12 protein-coding genes and 4 pseudogenes are annotated in these 17814 nt (G+C 55.9%); 2 read left to right on the forward strand and 14 right to left on the reverse strand.

From position 1 onward, the window contains the following. Window positions 1–88 precede the first annotated feature (88 nt). The 7 genes and pseudogenes from ACR3ES_RS25355 to ACR3ES_RS25385 form a co-directional block, all read right to left on the reverse strand. On the reverse strand, window positions 89–532 hold the full coding sequence (locus tag ACR3ES_RS25355) for a TniB family NTP-binding protein (RefSeq protein ID WP_480426350.1): 444 nt from the start codon (window positions 530–532) through the stop codon (window positions 89–91). Beyond that, window positions 501–2156 carry a transposase gene (locus ACR3ES_RS25360; RefSeq protein WP_480426127.1) on the reverse strand — a complete coding sequence of 552 codons (1656 nt, stop codon included), beginning with the start codon at window positions 2154–2156 and terminating at the stop codon, window positions 501–503. Before ACR3ES_RS25360 ends, ACR3ES_RS25355 begins: the two co-directional genes overlap by 32 nt. Before the next feature lie 199 nt (window positions 2157–2355). Next, window positions 2356–3669, reverse strand: a complete 1314-nt coding sequence (locus ACR3ES_RS25365; RefSeq protein WP_480426064.1) for a type II toxin-antitoxin system HipA family toxin — start codon at window positions 3667–3669, stop codon at window positions 2356–2358. Beyond that, complete coding sequence (locus ACR3ES_RS25370) at window positions 3669–3920, reverse strand: helix-turn-helix transcriptional regulator (RefSeq protein ID WP_480426062.1); 252 nt, start codon at window positions 3918–3920, stop codon at window positions 3669–3671. Before ACR3ES_RS25370 ends, ACR3ES_RS25365 begins: the two co-directional genes overlap by 1 nt. A 293-nt stretch (window positions 3921–4213) precedes the next feature. Further along, window positions 4214–4374 (reverse strand): annotated as a pseudogene (locus tag ACR3ES_RS25375) (IS5/IS1182 family transposase); the annotation flags it as partial. Window positions 4375–4382: 8 nt separating this feature from the next. Then, on the reverse strand, window positions 4383–4718 hold the full coding sequence (locus ACR3ES_RS25380; RefSeq protein WP_480426061.1) for a hypothetical protein: 336 nt from the start codon (window positions 4716–4718) through the stop codon (window positions 4383–4385). A 4-nt stretch (window positions 4719–4722) separates the two neighbouring features. Beyond that, entirely contained in the window at window positions 4723–5148 is a 426-nt protein-coding gene (locus tag ACR3ES_RS25385; RefSeq protein WP_480426059.1) for a GNAT family N-acetyltransferase, read from the reverse strand. 411 nt (window positions 5149–5559) lie between these two features. Between ACR3ES_RS25385 and ACR3ES_RS25390 the strand changes: the two genes are divergently transcribed. Next, on the forward strand, window positions 5560–8247 hold the full coding sequence (locus ACR3ES_RS25390; RefSeq protein WP_480426057.1) for a S8 family peptidase: 2688 nt from the start codon (window positions 5560–5562) through the stop codon (window positions 8245–8247). A 239-nt stretch (window positions 8248–8486) separates the two neighbouring features. Here the strand turns inward: ACR3ES_RS25390 and ACR3ES_RS25395 are convergent, their stop codons facing one another. The 7 genes and pseudogenes from ACR3ES_RS25395 to ACR3ES_RS25425 all read right to left on the reverse strand — a co-directional run bounded on the left by ACR3ES_RS25395 (window position 8487) and on the right by ACR3ES_RS25425 (window position 17194). Next, entirely contained in the window at window positions 8487–9491 is a 1005-nt protein-coding gene (locus ACR3ES_RS25395) for an HlyD family type I secretion periplasmic adaptor subunit (protein WP_480426356.1), read from the reverse strand. Between the two features lie 3 nt (window positions 9492–9494). Further along, a complete protein-coding gene (locus ACR3ES_RS25400) occupies window positions 9495–9794 on the reverse strand; it encodes a hypothetical protein (protein ID WP_480426056.1) in 300 nt (99 codons plus the stop codon). 7 nt (window positions 9795–9801) lie between these two features. Next, the gene (locus ACR3ES_RS25405) at window positions 9802–11511 is read right to left on the reverse strand and encodes a type I secretion system permease/ATPase (protein WP_480426054.1); all 1710 of its coding nucleotides are present in this window, start codon (window positions 11509–11511) and stop codon (window positions 9802–9804) included. Between the two features lie 12 nt (window positions 11512–11523). Beyond that, window positions 11524–11826, reverse strand: coding sequence for a hypothetical protein (locus ACR3ES_RS25410; RefSeq protein ID WP_480426328.1), 303 nt, complete (start codon window positions 11824–11826; stop codon window positions 11524–11526). A 21-nt stretch (window positions 11827–11847) separates the two neighbouring features. Then, window positions 11848–11922: pseudogene (locus tag ACR3ES_RS25415) on the reverse strand (hypothetical protein); the annotation flags it as partial. Between the two features lie 1694 nt (window positions 11923–13616). Then, window positions 13617–16952: pseudogene (locus tag ACR3ES_RS25420) on the reverse strand (tandem-95 repeat protein); the annotation flags it as partial. Then, entirely contained in the window at window positions 16952–17194 is a 243-nt protein-coding gene (locus ACR3ES_RS25425) for a putative Ig domain-containing protein (RefSeq protein ID WP_480424824.1), read from the reverse strand. The gene ACR3ES_RS25425 and the pseudogene ACR3ES_RS25420, both read right to left, overlap by 1 nt. Window positions 17195–17608: 414 nt before the next feature. Between ACR3ES_RS25425 and ACR3ES_RS25430 the strand changes: the two are divergent. Then, window positions 17609–17707: pseudogene (locus ACR3ES_RS25430) on the forward strand (transposase domain-containing protein); the annotation flags it as partial. Window positions 17708–17814 lie beyond the last annotated feature (107 nt).

Here is a 17814-nt window from a genome sequence, read left to right on the forward strand (position 1 = left end):
AAGTGATCCCAAACCGATTTACAGTCTCAAATAATCTGAGCCAGAAACAGCGATAATCTCGCGCCCAACGGATTATGATCTCAAGCCACTACAGATAGCTGCCCGCGAGCAAGTTGTGGACTTCGTCGATCATGATCATCTTCAAGTCCATGTCGCGCAAATGGCTGAGGGCACGCACCTCCAGTTCGGACACCGTGTGACGCCCCCACATGGGTGCGCCGATCGATGCCAGAACGTGCTGATAAAAGCGCCTCTCATCGGGTGCTGGAGGCGCCTGCAATAATAGGATCGGTGTTCGGGTGACGCCAATATCTGCTTCGTATTGCGTTGGGTACAGGCTTTCCATTCGCTTCGCGATCATGGTCTTTCCTATCCCTGAACTGCCGTAAACCATGAGGCCTGGCATCCGGGACTGTTTTGGCATTTCCATGAGAGACGTGAGCCTGTTGAGTACAATATTTGCGCGATCGAATGCGATCCACCGGTCACTGCGGACCAGATCAAGTCTTTCGTTTGTTTCCATGAATATCATCTATCGGGTAGGTAGGAAGATCCGGATTACTGGTATCGATCGCGAACATCTCGCGGGATGGATCGCGTTTTGTATTGTCGCTTGGAAGTCGCGCTTGACGTTCACCCTCCAGACGCACCGCCAGGGTTTGCTGTTTTGCCGCGTGCGCGATGCGCCTTTGTTCTTCAATAATTTGAAACAGCATCGACTCCGGGATCGTCCCGCCTTGGCGTTCGTGAAATATCGAGCGTGCACGCCGCGACTCCCAAAGCGAAATCCGTGGCCGCGACAAGTTCTTGTAGCGCGCTACTATGGTCCGTCCTTCGTCATTTACGGCCCAAATCTGGGACATATCGCGAGGGTCGTATTTGACAGTAACCTTCCCGACGCCACGGCCGATCATTGGACCAAATGCGTCGCTCCAATACCCGACAGAAAACAGCTTGATCCCGGTCCGAGCGAGATGCCGACGTTCGGAAGGAAGGAAGCTGATGCGAAACGCCTCGGTATCAACGACCTTTCTGCCTGCGCCATCACCACCGAGATCTGCCCAGGCCGCCAGCGGTGCTCTCCCCAATCCGCTGTGACGGGTATTGTGATAGCGACATATCTCCAGGTGCAGCCAATCCTCGAACTCCTCCAATGTCATTACCGCATTGCCGGAGCTGTCGTAGTCCCCCTTGTCTTTGGGCGATGATTGCGTTGTTCCCGGCAGTACATGAACTGCGCCCATGGTTGTCCCTATCAGACGTTCGATATGGCCGCCGTAATGCGCCCGACCCGGTGGCCTGTACTCGACTGAGACCCCCCAATCTGCACAGGCCGACTGGAAGGCGTCGCTGCGGAAATCCCGCCCGTTGTCAACATGAACGGCTTGCGGAATCCCAGCAGCAGGCCAATACAACTCCTCCAGTATCTCTGGCGCGCGGATCGACTTCGTTCCCACGCAGTGGTGCAGACACAAACCGATGGACAAGACGGACGGCGTATCGAAACTCACATATGCGCCCAGAACAACGCGGGTCGCGACATCGATTGCGAGAGTCAACCAAGGCCGCCCCAAAGGTTTACGTTCGAATTGATCGACAAGAATGATGTCAGCCAGAGTGTGATCGATTTGGACTACTTCCAAGGGGCGCTCCACGTCCAAGCCCCCTACCCTCGGCTCGAAAGCTTGTCTCGCTGCCTTTGTGCCTTTCCGTTTCCGCATCACCTCGCGTTGATCCATAGCCTCGACACGCGCCTTGATCGTACGCCGGGTGGGACGCCGATAGCCTCGCGCTCCACACTCCGCCCGGATCTCGTTGACAATCCTCAGAAAACTTGGCGGTTCTGGAACGAGGTAGTGTTGACGTAGAACGTTCTCGATTATGCGCTCCACATCCGGTTCCAAGCGGCGTGAGCCATGCTTCGGTCCGCGTCGTTTGGGGAGTAAGGAGCTCGCGCGCCCATCACTAGTCTTCAGACGACGGTAAAAGTCCCATGCAGTGCTTCTAGAAACGCCCATCATGTTGGCCGCTTCCAATAGCGACGGTCCTATATCCTGCCCCGCCTCCTCAAGTTCTATTATTGGACGCAACGCGTTGGCCCGTTCAACCGCGAGCGCTCTTTCTTCTGGGTTCTCTACTTCATTAGACAAGATCATCCCCACACGACTTATCCACAGTACACTCCGTCCGGGAATTAAAGGCACAGTCCGACAATTAAGGATACAGTCCAGAAATTAAAGGCACAATCAAGCACTGATTTTGCTCAACTTCTTTAAGCCAGCGTCCAGTAATTAAGGACACAGTGACAACAGGAAAGATGCCATAATGGGGCCGTATCGGATTGGAGAGGAGTGGCTATAGCTTCGCGATTGGAAAAGCGCTTAGCCGCTTGGTCATTCCATCACGAATTGAGTTGATGAGACTTTCCGGGAAACCAGAAGGTAAACTCTCGACGACATCTTTCCAAGCGGGTTCAAAGCCTTTCGTTATGTCTTCGAAGAGCGCTATAACGACCTCTACACCAAGCCCAGTTGACTTAGCAGTCTGCACAAAGTGGCGGGGTACAATGTCTGAAACCCTGTAGTGGTTTTTTTCGCCAACCGACATTGCAAGTTTGACCTTCTGAGCTTGTAGCTGCCCTGCATCGAGACTGGGCTGCACAGAAATCACATCATAGAAGGGCGTCATGCCGTAGCGTGCGCCCGGATACAGAAACACGCTGTAGTTTTTGGCATGCCCATCGGTTGCGGCCATGAGCCAAAACAGAATTTGGGCCTTCAAGAAGTCTTCACGGTCCTTGATCGGCTCGTCACTGCCTTTCAGGAGGTCCAAAACGCTTTTCATATTCGGTCCGCCATCATTCTGATACTTGATGGTGGACGGAACACCGAGCGCTTGGCAGCAATCCTCTTGCGGCAAACGGATCAAGCGGCCATCTGCGGTTTTCCGGCGGTCAAATCGCTCAACGACAAGAACCCTGCGATCACCAAAATCTGTCATTTCGGTATGCGCTACGTTGAGCCCAAAAGCATGCAGCAACCGCAAACACAAATGCTCGTTCTCAACAGAGTTCGAGAGATCAACACCGATGGGTAGAGTGCCAATCTGCGGCTTCAAAATATGTGTGGTGGGCGTCGTACCATGCGGTCTGATCCAATGGCCATCATTGTGCAGAAGCGCAGTCTTTTCCTGCGCCCCTGCAACCGAGATACGAAAGTCCTGGTCCTCATCGAGACCGAGTGGCGCGCGTGCAAGATTGGCTATGATATCCGCTGCAGCATCATCGCTAAGCACCTCACCACTAATCTCTGGGTTGGTGTCAGGGGCTTCACCTTCCGGCAAAAATTGCATCGCTCCAACACAGTCCCGGCCGACGGCAGCGAGCAAGCTGTATACATCCACACCTTCCGCACCGCGTTTCTCGGCAACACGGCGGCGGATATCCTCACTGTCCGGCAGAAGATTGTCGAAGACCGCCATGACGGGCGCACCGACATAGCGATCCTCGCGTAGCGGCAGGGACAAAGAGATTGGCATAGTATGCTCCCAAGCCAGCCAATCCGGCTCGTAGGAGAAATCAATCGCGCCATTGGCCTGACGGCTGAGCCTGCCAACATGGCGTGCATTGAGAAAGACCTCTAACGGGGCATATGTCTTGCGCCGTGCCATTAGAATATATCCTCAATTTTAGTGTCAGAGCCTTTGCTGCGTGGTCGCACAACAAGCTCAAGATCAAGCGCTGCCAGAATATCCATCATGGTCGTAAGACTGGCATCACCGTCACCCCTCTCTATGTCGGAAATGGTAGCTTGGCGTAGACTCGCCCTTGAGCCAAGCGCGCCTTGACTTATCCCACTGCTTTTACGGTATCTTCTGATGATACTGCCCAGTTGCTTTTGTGTTCTTGCAATATTGTCCATAGCTCACCTCTAACTATGAATATACGCTGGGGCGTATAAATTGTCAATATACGCCCCAGCGTATAGCGCGCCTTTATACGCCACCCCGTATAAATATCAAAAATACGCTATAGCGTATGAACGAGGGCCTCATTAAAATGGAAGATCATCTTCGTCATCATAGCTGCAAGCTAGCCGCCGAACATCATGTAATGTGCCACATCTCGATTGAGCAATTGCATCCGCTCTTGCTGCTTTTCGCGGGCGAGATCGTCTTGCTCTCTTAGCCTGCGGCGCTCATCAAGTTGGTGTCCGATCATCGGATTGTGAAGTGAAGGCCTGCTGTCCGCCAGCCAACCGGGCATGGGGTCTAAGCTGTAGGCGGTGTCGGCAATCAACCATTCCGGATGCAGTTCGAACCTGGTCTTCACCCGATCAGCATCGTCTTGGTCGAACCGACCTCCGCCTGTCTGATCTACTGTATTACCTCGACCTAAAAAATGACGCTACTGCTTCTCCTACCGAGCCTTTGATGACGGGCACACCCATTTCCGTCCGTGCCCAATGCCGCCAGCTTGCGCGCAGCAATTGCAACAGCGGCCTGTTCCTGCCCAAACCGGCCCGAAGGAACCATGCGTTGAAGTTGCCGCGCAGGGTCTCGTTTATGAACCACTGCGCATCGGTGATACCATATGGGAACGGCACAAAGGCCACCCAACGGCTGATTTCAATGTTGTTCAGCGCCTTTGTGAGAACCCGCGCGCGCAGTTCAGGGCTGCGCAACACCAGACGTTGCGTCTGCAATGTCGGGACAGTCATTCCTCTACCTTGAGGGTATAGATTCTGGTCGCGACGGTCGCGATGCGCGAGTCCGAAAAGCCTCTGCATCGCCCAGGTGGTCAAAGCCGTAGTCTGTCAGAACACAAGCGGAACCAAGGTTATCCTGAAACACCTCGGACTGACAACTATCCATGCGTGCCAGGCTGATCAGCCCAAGCGCTTCTGCGTAACCGTGGGCAAAATTACCAATCACCCAAGTGCCTTTGGTGCGGTCAGCCTGCGAAGCGGGCTCAATCGTCGCCTCGACAGAACCAGAAGGGAGCGGGTACGGCATCGCACGGCTACCGTAGGCAACACGATCATCACTGGCGCACATCCCAATAAGGACGGCATTGGATTTGTGGCAAGGGCGCAGCACAAAACGGTCGGCGGAAATGATATCCTGAATCGTGATTTCTTCGCACTTCATTGCCCCCCTCGAAAAAACTGGTGTCTTAGCGCACCTCTTAGACCGGATCGAATTATTTTGGATTTCGGACCGCCTTAATTTGGATTGATCCGGCTTCAATCGCTCGGTCTTTCCGTCTGGGTTGAGGTGGTGAAGCTCCTGCCACTGATCTCATGGCGTGCGCAGGCCGCACCATAGCCGATGTCTATTCAAACATAGGATCGGAGTATTTCACAATACAGCAACCGGGTTCTAAAGTTGGGCAGGAAACGAATGGCCCGCCTACCGAATGATCGGTCAGCAATCCTCAATATCCGCAATACATTCAGCTTGTTACTTGCGAGCCGGGTGGGTCGGGCGGTTCATCGGTATCAACGGCGCGCGGTCGCAACCGAGCAGTTACAATCTAACAGCTAAAGAATAGCAATCATCATGCGCCTGTTTAAGACGTTAGCCCTGACCACGACGGCCATTGTCACCTTTGCCACCTCCGTCGCGGCGAGTATCTACTCGGATCAACTCACCTCCTATTCAAATCAACAGGCCTTGCAATTCCTCGTCAGTGAGCATGCGCGCGATCCATCAACCTTCGAGGATGCACGCAAGTACATCCTCCTGAGCCGACCAGCAATTATGGAGGACTACCTCAACCAAACCTTAGACCGGACACCAGACATCCGTAGTTTTTCCCTTTCGGAGCTAAGCACAGGGGAGACCTTCGGAATTGGTTCGATCGCCCTTGGGCTCGCCGCAGTTGGGCTCGCAGCTTCTCTCGCAGGCGGTGGTGGTGGAGACTCTGAGACAGGCTCCGGCCCAAATCCAGGCACCGGTATTCCAAACCCAGGTCCCAGCCCATCACCTTCTCCAAACCCCAGTCCAAATCCAAGCCCAGGTCCCGGCACTCCAAACCCGGGCCCCGGTCCCAACCCATCACCTAACCCCATTGATCCGGTCGATCCAGTTGATCCAATCGATCCAGGCCCCGGACCTAACGATCCCACCTACTACCGAACCCCGGAATTCAACTACACCTATGGCCTGTCTCTGATTGGAGCCGATGAACGATACGCAAAGGGTGTGCAAGGACCCGGACCAGGAAAAGGACAAGGCGTAAAGATTGCAATCCTGGACACGGGCATTGATCTCGACAGTCCAGAATTCGCTAACCTTCCAAACTTCGCCAATAAAATCGACTTTGACAACAGCCGCTCCTACTTTGTCGGAGACCCCGCCGACATTTCTGAACCTGACGGTTCTGGCATTACCGGTCATGGCACGCACGTTGCCAACATCGCTGCAGGCAGGAAAGACGGTGAAGGCACACACGGCGTTGCCTTTGAATCCGAGCTTGTCATTTTCAAGGGAATAAGAGCACGGGGCAACACCACCGAATTGACGCCCCCTAACGCTGTAGACATATGGAGCGATGCCATAAACCGCTCAATCGACGCCGGTGCGCACGTCATGAACAACAGTTGGGGTAACACCTATAGTATCGGTGGTATCGAACGCACCTCACTAATCACTGAGTTTATGCATCCAGCTTTCTCTCCGGAGAGAAATCGCGCCCGTCTCGTAGCAACTCTTGGAGACGAGACCATCACCGCCCTGAATAGAGCCAAATCCGAAGACTTGATGATCATTTTTTCTGCAGGAAACACCAGCGAGCCCGAAGTCTCATACTATGCAGGCCTTCCAGTCTTACTGCCCGAATACGACGGCTATTTCATCGCCGCCGTCGCAGTGGATGAAGACAAAAACATATGGGACGGCTCCAACCGCTGTGGCGTTGCAATGCACTTTTGCCTCGCAGCGCCAGGCGTAAATGTCGTTAAAATCTATGATGACAACGGGACAAGCGGCTCTCTGTCGAGCGGAACGTCCTTCGCCGCCCCATACATCACTGGCGCCTATGCCGTATTGAAGAGCCAGTGGCCACACCTGACAGCCCCCGTAATCGCTGAGATTATGTTCGCGGCAGCTGAAGATCTCGGTGAGCCGGGTGTTGACCCGATCTACGGGCAGGGCCTCCTCAATCTGGAACGCGCCATGCTTCCTATGGGTGAGCTTGTCGTCTACCAGGGGAACACCATCGAGAGCGCCGCCATGCCTCTCGCCGAAACGGGCATCGTCGCCAGCGGCGCCCTGGCGCCAGCCCTCAACCAGGCCCTCGCAGGGCAGACCCTGATGGTTGCAGATGCGTATACGCGCGGATTTGAGCTTGCTGCCAGTGCCCTGGTCTCCGAACTCAAGGCGCCAAGACCCCGCCCCACCTTCGTACGGGAAACAAAGGCCAGCGACAGCCTGACGCTCATGCGTTCAGATCACGGAACAGGTCTCCGTTTTGATGGGGATGTGTTCTCCTATGAGATAACTCTCGGCGACATAGATCCAGACGCAGATCCATTTGGACAGCTTCTGACAGAGGATTACGCATTCGGACATGACGTCCAGATTACAGACGCGCTGGCGCTGACGATGGACCATGCTTTCGGATCATCCACGGGCTCCTTCTCAAGGACCAGCATAGGGCTCGAAGCAAAAGACAAAGATGGGTCAGGCCTTTCTGCTCAGTTCGGCCTCATAGAAGAAAACGGCACAGTCCTTGGATCCCGCTTTATGGGAGCCGCGGGTCAGGACGGACGCAGCTCTACCTCATTCTTGGAAATATCCGGATCTGTTGCGGTCGGGCAGGGCACGCTCCTGACGGTATCGGGCACGCAAAGCAGGACAGATTTCAAACAGGCAGGCCTGGTCACTGGCGGCAAAAGTCTGACGGGGCGTGCCGGCAGCGTCTCAATCAGCAAGAAACGCTTTCTCGGCAGCCCAGGCACGATGCGCTTGTCGATATCCAGTCCGCTCCAGATCTCCTCTGGTGAGATTTCAATCGACCTCCCCCGGGACAGGGTTGCAGCAGTGGCCGGTCAGGAAAGCGCGGGCGTGACAAGAAGCTCTCAAACTGTGCAGATTACATCTTCAGTGCGGCCGATAGATATTGGCCTGACCTATCAGCTTGCTTCAGAAGCGCCCGGACCGGAAATTCTGTTTAACGCCGGATATCGCGCACAAGGCGGTGACCCCAATCCCTACATTGGATTTGCCCTCAGTCACAGGTTTTGAGCCGCACGGGCAGATGTTTCGGCCACTTCATCTGCCGAGAGAGCTGCGCCCCTCGCTGAACTGGGATCGCGGCAAGGAACTGGCCGATCAGCGCCCTGTGAGCGGTGCGTAGCTCACAGGAGTTTGGCGTCATTCCCGGGCATCAGGTTAAGGATGTTGGACTGTTTACGCCCGTTTGCGATGGCGGTCAGCGTTTGGGTGAGCTCCGCTCCGCTTACGAAGAACCATCTGCCTGGGGTCTACTCTTCGCGCATGGCATGGGCGATCTGATCCCGGATTGGTTTGATCAGATAGGACAGGATGGTGCGATCGCCGGTCTGGATCAGCGCGTCGACCGGCATGCCCGGCATCAGGATGTTGCCGCCTATCTTTTCCCGCTCTCCCTCCAGAAACCGGAGCCGCACGGTGAAGAAGCGCAGTCCGGTTGCCTCATCGAGGCTCGTTTCCGCGGAAATCGTAATGACCTGACCTTTCAATTCCGGTGTCGTGCGCTGGTTTAAACCAGACAGGCGAATGGTCGCCTGCTGACCCGCAAATATCTGATCGACATCTGTCGGGGCGACCTGCGTTTCGATGATAAGCGCATCTTCGTTCGGCACGATCAACAGGATGGGCTCTGCCGGGCTGATGAAGCTGCCTCTCGTGTGCACGTTGAGTTGATGGACAAAGCCTGAGCTTGGGGCCCGGATATCCATGCGCGAGAGCTGGTCGGCAGAGGCCGCTTTCTGCTCTGCAAGGCGCGCAATCTCACTGCGCGTTTCCTGAAGGCGCTGGAGCGTCTCGGCCCGATAGTCTTCCTGTAATTGCAGGATCTGGATCCGCCTTTCGCTGATCTCCAACTCGGTGCGGGCCGCTTCGGCCAGCAATGCCCCGTGCTCGCTGCGCAGGCGGGTCTTGTCCCTGCGCACCGCCAGAACCCGGTTTGTGGCGACGTAATTGTTTTCCAGCAATTGTTCGAGCCCGACAAGTTCCAGATCGATCAAGCCGATCTCTTCTGCCTTGGCCTCCGCCTGCACCTCGAGATTGTCGATCTGGCTGTCGAGTTGATTGATTTGCTCATGGAGTTGATCGGTCCGCCCCACCAATCCTGCCAGTCGTGCAGCCCTCAGCTGGCGCTGCCCTGTCAGAATACGGGAGATCTCTGCATCAGAGGCACGACGGGTGATACTCTCCGGAAAGACAATGTCTGCCGCGTTGTCCCGTTCGGCAATCAGGCGGGCTTCCGTCGCGACCAGTTCGTCCAGCTGCTAACTGACAACCGCAAGATTTGCACGGGTGACCGCATCGTCGAGACGCAGAAGGAGGTCGCCGGCCTGAACCACATCGCCATTTCGCACAAAGATGTCTGCGACAATGCCCCCTTCCTTGTGTCTGAGGGTTTTGACATTGGATTCGACCACAATGGCACCGGGCGCGATGACCGCCCCGGAGATCTGCATCCAGGCAAACCAGCCGATGAGGAACGCCAGAAGCGCGCAGAAGAACAGGCCCGCGCCCCACAGATGCCGCCTGATGCTGCGACGCAGTGTTTGGACCGTTTCGCTCATACCGCCGCTACACGGCCCGCACCGGTTTGGGGTTTTGAGCAAGAACCTGTTGCAGGATGTCTTCCTTGGGCCCGAAGGCCTGGGCGCGTCCCTCCTTCATGAACAGGACAGTATCCACGCCTGCCAGGGCGCTTGGCCTGTGGGCAATGACGATGACAATCGATCCGGCCTCCCGCAAGGCGCCAATGGCTTTGGTGAGCGCAGTCTCGCCCTCGGAATCGAGATTGGAATTGGGCTCGTCCAGGACGACCAGGAACGGGGTCCCATAAAGCGCGCGCGCCAGGGCGACGCGCTGCATCTGCCCGCCGGACAAGGTGATGCCACCCGGCCCAATCTCGGTGTCATAGCCATTCGGCAGTGACGTGATCAGCGCCTGCGCATCGGCAAGCTCTGCCGCCCGGAGGATATCGTCCGGACCGGCATCGGTCTGGAAGCGGGATATGTTCTGGGCCACGGTTCCGGCAAAGAGCTGGATATCCTGTGGCAGATAACCAATGAACGCACCTTGCCGATCCGGTGCCCACTGGAAGAGATCCGCACCATCCAGCCGGAGTGACCCGCGCAGCACCGGATAGACACCAACCAGGGTCCGTGCCAGCGACGATTTACCGGCCCCCGAGGGACCAATCACACCGAGCCCGTCCCCTGCCTCCAGCGCAAATCCGACATTCTGAAGCACCGGATGACCGACCGGACCCGAAACGACATTGTCCAGGGTCAGGGTTTTGGACGGCAATGGCAGTTCCATGCGCTCAGGCTCGTCCGGGCGGCCTTCCACGACATCCCGCAGGCGCTTGAGCCCCTGTCTGGCCGCCACAAATCCGCGCCACTGGCTGACCGCCATCTCAACAGGAGACAGCGCCCGCGACGTTATAATGGACGCCGCGATCATCATGCCAGGCGTGATCTGCTGACCAATGGCCAGCCAGGCACCCACGCCCAGCATGGCGGATTGCAGCATGAAGCGGAAGGATTTGGTGAGTGTGCCAAAGAGGTTCGCCATGTCTGCGGCATGCCGCTGTTTGGTGAGAAACGTGCCATTGATCGCCTCCCACTGCTCTTTCAGCGTTGCGGTCATGCCCATGGCCCGGACGGCCTCGGCATTCCGCCTCCCCTGTTCAACAATGGCCGCGCGTTGAACGGCATGTCGGTTGGCGTCTGCCGACGGTTTCCGGGATGCGATCTCGTTCAGGCCGATCAGGATACAAATGAAGACCGCCCCCCCAATGGCAACCAGTCCGAGGGTCGGGTGAAAGACATAGATGATGGTCAAATAAACCGGCATCCAGGGAAGATCGAAGATCGCTGTTGGCCCGGGTCCAACGAGGAATTGCCGCACGGTTTCCAGATCGCGCACCGGATCAAGTGTTTCCGCCTTGCGGCCCATCAGAACCGGCAGCGCGATCGAGCATTCATAGCTTGTTGCAGACAGCTGTGCATCGAGATGCTGACCGACGCGCAACAGCACGCGCGAGCGGATGCCCTCGAGGAGGCCATAGAACATGTACATGCCGCCCGCCAAACCAGCCAGCACCATCAGTGTCGGCACCGAACCGCTCGCCAGCACCCGGTCATACACCTGCAGCATGAAGAGGGGCCCGGTGAGCATCAGGAGATTGATCGGCAGGCTGAGCAGGCCAATGCCTAGCAGCGTGGAACGGAGGGCCTGAAGGCACTCCGCAACACACCCGTCCTGGGAACGCGCTTGCGACATCATGCGTCGTGGTCGTTACGCGTAAAACCGGAAGTCGTCGGAGGACAGATCCGACAGGACGACATTCTTCAGGACAATGCTGTTGTCCGTATCCAGCGTGATGGTTGTATCGGTACCGTCATCCGCCGCACTGTTCAGGACGTCCGCATAGGAGGCCAGATTGGTGACACCCCTGAACTCGATGATATCCTCCGTCGCAGCGCCAGCCGCAAAATCGGTTACAACATCCTTGCCGAAACCGGGATCAAAGACGAAGATGTCGTCTCCCGTCCCCCCGGTCAGACGGTCATTACCAGCACCGCCAGCGAGAGTGTCCATGCCCTCATGGCCAAAGAGCGCATCTTCACCACTGCCACCCGTGAGGCTATCGTCCCCGTCCTGCCGAGAAGGGTCTCGTTGCTGTTGCTTGCAGATAGATTCAGCGTATCGTCCCCCTCACCGCCGTCAAAGATCGTCGTGATAACCTTGTTGCCATCCGCATCAAAGCGCTGAGAATAGATCTCGTAACCGTCAGGCGTATTAATCTGGCCATACGAATGCCACTGGACCGCAAACCCGCCATTCTCCAAGCCTACGACATCGGAATACATCTGGTGGTGATAGACCCACTGCGTGTTCACCTGGAACTCGCCGCCGACTGTTGAGCCGTCAGCGGCGTATCTCTGACCATGAATACTGGCACCAGATCCATCCTGACCATAAGACGTCCAAGTTGCCACAAACCCACCGCCTTGCAATCCGGATACCGAAACGTAGTATTGATTATACTCCGTGGCGGTATTGATCTGGAATTCGCCACCTTCTGCCGCGCCATCGGCATTGTATTTTTGGCCATAGACACCCCAGAATGCGCCGTCCTGATCAGCGGATTGCCAGGTGACGACAAAGCCCCCGTCTTCCAGCGCCGTGATTGAAGGCTCGACTTGATGGTTTGCCGTGTGCGTGTTGATAAGGAACTCCGCGCCAAGGGGGGTTCCATCAGCGTTGAAACGCTGACCATAGATACCAAACAGGTCTCCATCCTGCAGTTCAGACTGCCAGCTGACAACAAAACTCCCATCCGTCAGCACGGTGACAGTCGGCCAGTCCTGTCCCCCTGCAGTATGCGTGTTCACCTGGAACTCGGATCCCGATGGTGTGCCGTCCTGGCTGAAGCGCTGCGCAAAGATGCCGCCCTGATCACCATCCTGACCCTCCGAATACCACACGGCAACAAAACCCCCGTCGTTCAGAGCAGCAATGTCAGGCACGCTCTGATGTCCGACAGTTTCGGTGTTGAGTTGAAACTCATCTCCGATGCGTCCACCACTTGCATCAAAGCGCTGGCCGTAAATGCCCTGGCCTGAGCCATCCTGATCGCCCGACTGCCACACCACCACGAAACTGCCATCGTTCAGACCGGCTGCAGAAGACAGTTGCTGGTCTCCGGAGGACGTCGTATTAATCACCAGTTCATCGCCAACAGGCGTACCACTTGCAGAAAACACACGGCCATGGACCTCAAAGCCAGCAGCATCTGCCTGACTACTTGTCCAAGTGGCCACATAGCCACCATTGGCAAGAGCTGTAGAACGGACGAAGGCGCTTATAGTGTCCGTACCCAGATCATCGCTGACCCGCTGTTCCGCTTGCAGTCTGATGGTAAACTCGCCACCATCATCTTCAAAGCGGAACGTGTCAGCACCGCCTACCGTTGCACCTCCTCCGAGAGCATTCAGTTCAATAAGACCGTTGTCGGTTGACATCGTGTAGTAATCCATGGTGCCCGATAACGTTGCAACGGTCGATGTTGCTCCACGCACGACACTCACATTGACGACCGGATCGTAAACGTCCCCGACATCAAGCGTGAAGGTCTTACTGACCGCAAGATCACCTGCATCCGTGGCTGTGACCGTGAGGACAACCTGAGTTTCGCTCTCATAATCCAGGCTTTCACCGTCCTTCAGTTTCAAGTTGCCGCCCAGAACTTCGAAGCGATCATCATCGACAGTATATGTGATCGTGTCGCCGACATCCGGATCGCTGACCGAGAGCATGCCAATCACGGCACCGGCGTCTTGTTCCTGGACCTCTGAACCTGTCAGGGTGAGATCTTCCGGGGCATCATTGACCGGTGTGATCTCAAGCGCGAAGGTCTCGCTTGTTGCAAGTGAGCCATCGCTCGCCGTCACCATGATGTTCAATGTGCCGTTGAAGTCCTGCGGCGGTGTGCCTGAGAAACTCTCCGCAACCGCATCAAACATCAACCAGTCCGGCAGCGCCGAACCATCCGCAAGCGTCGCACTCAAGGTCAGCGCATCGCCATTTGGATCCTCAAATGCATCCTCTGGCAGCGCAAAGCTCACAGCCTCATCTTCTGTTGAAAACTTGTTGACCAATGGAACTCCCAAATCAGGCGCATCGTTGGCTCCAATGACCTCAAGGGAGACTGTTGCGGTGCTCACCCCGCCATTGCCGTCACTGACCGTATAGGTGAAGCTATCCGTCAGGGTCTGGTCCCTCTCCAGGGCCCGAACAGTAGCTGCGTTTCTTGGATCATAGCTAATGGTCCCGTTGGCGTTCAGCGTCAGGATGGCCCCCTGTGTGCTCATGGTCGAAACCTCTGACACCATCAACGCGTCCCCATCGACATCGCTGTCATTGGCCAGGAGGGTGGCGGTATCAATCGAAGTGACAACATTTTCTCTGACAGGAGTGGGGCTCTGCGCAACATCATCAACCGCGACAGGAGCATCGTTGGTTCCGTGCACAATGATTGAAACACTTGCGGTGCTTTCACCGCCGTTGCCGTCCTCGACGGTATAGGTGAAGGTGTCCGCCAGGGTCTGACCCACTGCCAGGGCCTGAACAGCGTCTGCACCGGTTGGATCGTAGCTGATGGTCCCATCGGTGTTCAGCGTCAGGGCTGCGCCATGTGCACTCGTGGCATCAACAGCTGACATCGTGAGCGCATCTCCCTCGGCATCGCTGTCATTGGCCAGAAGCATGGCGGTATCAATCAGGGTCACAGCATCCTCTGTGATTGGCGTCGAACTCTGCGCAGCATCATCAACCGCGACAGGTGCATCATTGACAGGTGTGATCTCAAGCGCGAAGGTGTCGCTGGCTGACAGGGACCCATCGCTGGCCGTTACCGTGACACTCAATGTGCCATTGAAGTCCTGGGGCGGTGTGCCTGAGAAGCTGCCGGAAGCCGCATCAAACACCAGCCAGTCCGGCAGCGGCGAACCATCCGTAAGTGTCGCACTCAGGGTCAGCGCATCGCTATCCACATCCGTGAATGCGTTCGCCGGCAGCACAAAGCTCACGGCTTCATCTTCCGCGGAAGTCTGATTGGACAATGCAAGTGCCACAACAGGGGCATCATTGGTTCCGTGCACAATGATCGAAACGGTTGCGACGCCCACACCGCCATTGCCGTCATCGGTCGCATAGGAAAATGTGTCGATAAGTGTCTGGCCCTCTGCCAGGGCCTGAACATCAGCTGCCCCGGTGGGATCGTAGCTGATGGTCCCATCAGTGTTCAGCGTCAGGGCTGCACCATGCGCACTTGTGGCAGAAACCGCTGTCACCGTGAGTGCGTCCCCGTCGACATCGCTGTCATTGGTGAGAAGCGTGGCGGTATCAATTGAGGTCACAACATCTTCGGTGATCGGAGTGGGACTTTGCACAACATCGTTAACTGCGACAGGTGCATCGTTGACAGGGGTAATCTCAAGCGCAAAGGCATCGCTTGCTGAAAGAGACCCGTCACTGGCCGTCACCAGTACATTGACCATGCCATTGAAATCCTGCGGCGGTGTGCCTGAGAAGCTCCCGGAAGCCGCATCAAACACCAGCCAGTCCGGCAGCGGCCAACCATCCGTAAGTGTCGCACTCAAGGTCAGCGCATCGCTATCCACATCCGTGAACGCATTCGCCGGCAAAACAAAGCTCACGGTCTCATCTTCCACGGAAGACTGATCAGGCAATACAATCGCCACAACAGGCGCATCGTTGGCTCCATGAACAACCACGGAAACACTTGCGGTGCTCTCCCCGCCATTACCGTCCTCGACCGTATAGGTGAATGTATCCGTCAGGGTCTGACCCTCTGCCAGGGCCTGAACAGCGTCTGCGCCGGTTGGATCATAGCTGATCGTCCCGTCGTCTGTGTTCAGCGTCAGGGCCGCGCCATGTGCACTCGTCGGAGACACATCCATCACCGTCAGCGCATCGCCATCCACATCGCTGTCATTGGCCAGAAGCGTGGCGGTCTCAATCAGGGTGACAACATCTTCTGTGATAATCTTGTGACTTTGAGCAACACCGTTCGCATCAAAAACGCGGGCCTTGATGGCGAGGTCCCCATCGCCCTGCTGTCCGTCATGAGACTCCCAGGTGACAACAAAACCCCCATTGGCGAGGGCTGTCACACTCGGGTTCTGTTGCCAGCCATTGGTGAATTCATTGACCAGGAATTCACTGACAACCTCATCGCCATTCTCATTGAAAATGCGGGCCTTGATGGCAGTACCGGACGTATCCCCTTGCTGCCCGTCCTCAGACATCCAGGTGACAACAAAATGGCCATTGGTGAGCGCTGTAATACTCGGGTATACTTGCCAGCTATCGGTGAATTCATTGACCAGGAACTCACTGACAATCTCATCGCCATTCTCATTGAAAATACGAGCCTTGACGGCAGACCAAGACGTATCCCCGTGCTGTTGGTCCCAAGAATGCCAGGTGACGACAAAATGGCCATTGGCGAGCGCTGTAACGCTCGAGTATAGTTGCGCGTCATTGGTGTATTCATTGACCAGGAATTCACTGACAATCTCATCGCCATTTGCATCGAAAATGCGGGCCTTGATGGCAGAACTGGACGTATCCCCTTGCTGCCCGTCAAGAGAATGCCAGGTGACGACGAAATGGCCATTGGCAAGGGCTGTCACGCTCGGCCAGCCTTGCATGTCATGGGTAACTTCATTGACCGGGAACTGACTGACAATCTCATTACCATCCGTATCAAAAATACGGGCCTTGATGTCAAAACCAGACGGATGCCCTTGCTCCTGATCATTGGACGGCCATGTGACGACGAAATGGCCATTGGCGAGCTCGGTAACGCTGGGGGTCAATTGACTACCATTAGTAGACTCATTCACCAGAAATTCACTGACAATCTCGACACCATTCTCATTGAGAATACGGGCCTTGATGGCAGTTTCAGACGTATCGCCCGGCTGTCCATCATCAGACTGCCAGGTGACGACAAAATGGCCATTGGCGAGAGCGGTAACACTCGGGTCGCTTTGAGAGCCATCGGTGAAGTCATTGACCAGGAACTCACTCGGATCAACAGTATCATCAGCCGCGACAGGTGCATCATTGACCGGGGTAACATCAAGCACAAAGGTGTCGCTGGCCGAAAGAGACCCGTCGCTGGCCGTCACCATCACGTTGACTGTTCCATTGAAGTCCTGGGGCGGTGTGCCCGAGAAACTCCCGCAACCGCATCAAACTCCAACCAGCCAGGCAGGGCCGCACCATCCGCAAGCGTCGCGCTTAAGGTCAGCGCATCGCCATCAACATCCGTGAATGCATTGGCCGGTAATACAAAGCTCACAGATTGATCTTCTGCTGAAAACTGATGAGGCAATGCAAGTGCCAGAACGGGTGCATTGTTCATTACGGTCATTCCTTTATCCAATTCAAGCTGTGAGCAATTGAGATGATCTCATTTGCATGCTGTACATGTGAGTGATGAGTGAAAACCTGTTGTTATTGTACTGGCTAACGTTCCAAAGCTTTGTTGCTTTTGACTTTTGCTGTCTGATTGACCGCGAATACGTCCAGCCAATTCGTCCCGCATCCAGCACTGGATCCAGATCGCTGAATTGGAAAATACCATGATTCTATATTTGAATAGGAAAAGGCTATGGTGGGGTCTGCACCTGTCAGACTGTTACTTTGTCAATACGGCCTGAGCAAACAGTCGCCACAAGCACCATTATCGCACCAGAAGTCTGCAATGGTCTTCTGGTCAGGGCGAGTTGCCCAGTCAACCACATCAGTTCGACGTTCCGCCCTGCATTACGTTCTAACCAATGGCCGTGCCTGGCTCACCCAAACACTGACCGCTATCGCAAACGGGCATAAACAGTCCAACATCAGCAGCCTGATGCCCTGGAATTACGCCACAGACCTGTAATCGGTGCACCGCCTTCACTTTATCCTGAAAATGACGCAGAAATCTCAGCGGCCCAATGCATGTACCGGCTGCTGTTCTCCGCCGTCCCTGAGGCCCTGGTTCAGACC

This window comes from Ruegeria sp. B1, from assembly GCF_056535885.1.

Bases quoted from the DNA above. Each gene is read 5' to 3' on its own strand.
- ACR3ES_RS25355 (WP_480426350.1), bottom strand. From the start codon at position 532: ATGATATTCATGGAAACAAACGAAAGACTTGATCTGGTCCGCAGTGAC.
- ACR3ES_RS25360 (WP_480426127.1), bottom strand. From the start codon at position 2,156: ATGATCTTGTCTAATGAAGTAGAGAACCCAGAAGAAAGAGCGCTCGCG.
- ACR3ES_RS25365 (WP_480426064.1), bottom strand. From the start codon at position 3,669: ATGGCACGGCGCAAGACATATGCCCCGTTAGAGGTCTTTCTCAATGCA.
- ACR3ES_RS25370 (WP_480426062.1), bottom strand. From the start codon at position 3,920: ATGGACAATATTGCAAGAACACAAAAGCAACTGGGCAGTATCATCAGA.
- ACR3ES_RS25380 (WP_480426061.1), bottom strand. From the start codon at position 4,718: ATGACTGTCCCGACATTGCAGACGCAACGTCTGGTGTTGCGCAGCCCT.
- ACR3ES_RS25385 (WP_480426059.1), bottom strand. From the start codon at position 5,148: ATGAAGTGCGAAGAAATCACGATTCAGGATATCATTTCCGCCGACCGT.
- ACR3ES_RS25390 (WP_480426057.1), top strand. From the start codon at position 5,560: ATGCGCCTGTTTAAGACGTTAGCCCTGACCACGACGGCCATTGTCACC.
- ACR3ES_RS25400 (WP_480426056.1), bottom strand. From the start codon at position 9,794: ATGAGCGAAACGGTCCAAACACTGCGTCGCAGCATCAGGCGGCATCTG.
- ACR3ES_RS25405 (WP_480426054.1), bottom strand. From the start codon at position 11,511: ATGATGTCGCAAGCGCGTTCCCAGGACGGGTGTGTTGCGGAGTGCCTT.
- ACR3ES_RS25410 (WP_480426328.1), bottom strand. From the start codon at position 11,826: ATGGACACTCTCGCTGGCGGTGCTGGTAATGACCGTCTGACCGGGGGG.
- ACR3ES_RS25425 (WP_480424824.1), bottom strand. From the start codon at position 17,194: ATGACCGTAATGAACAATGCACCCGTTCTGGCACTTGCATTGCCTCAT.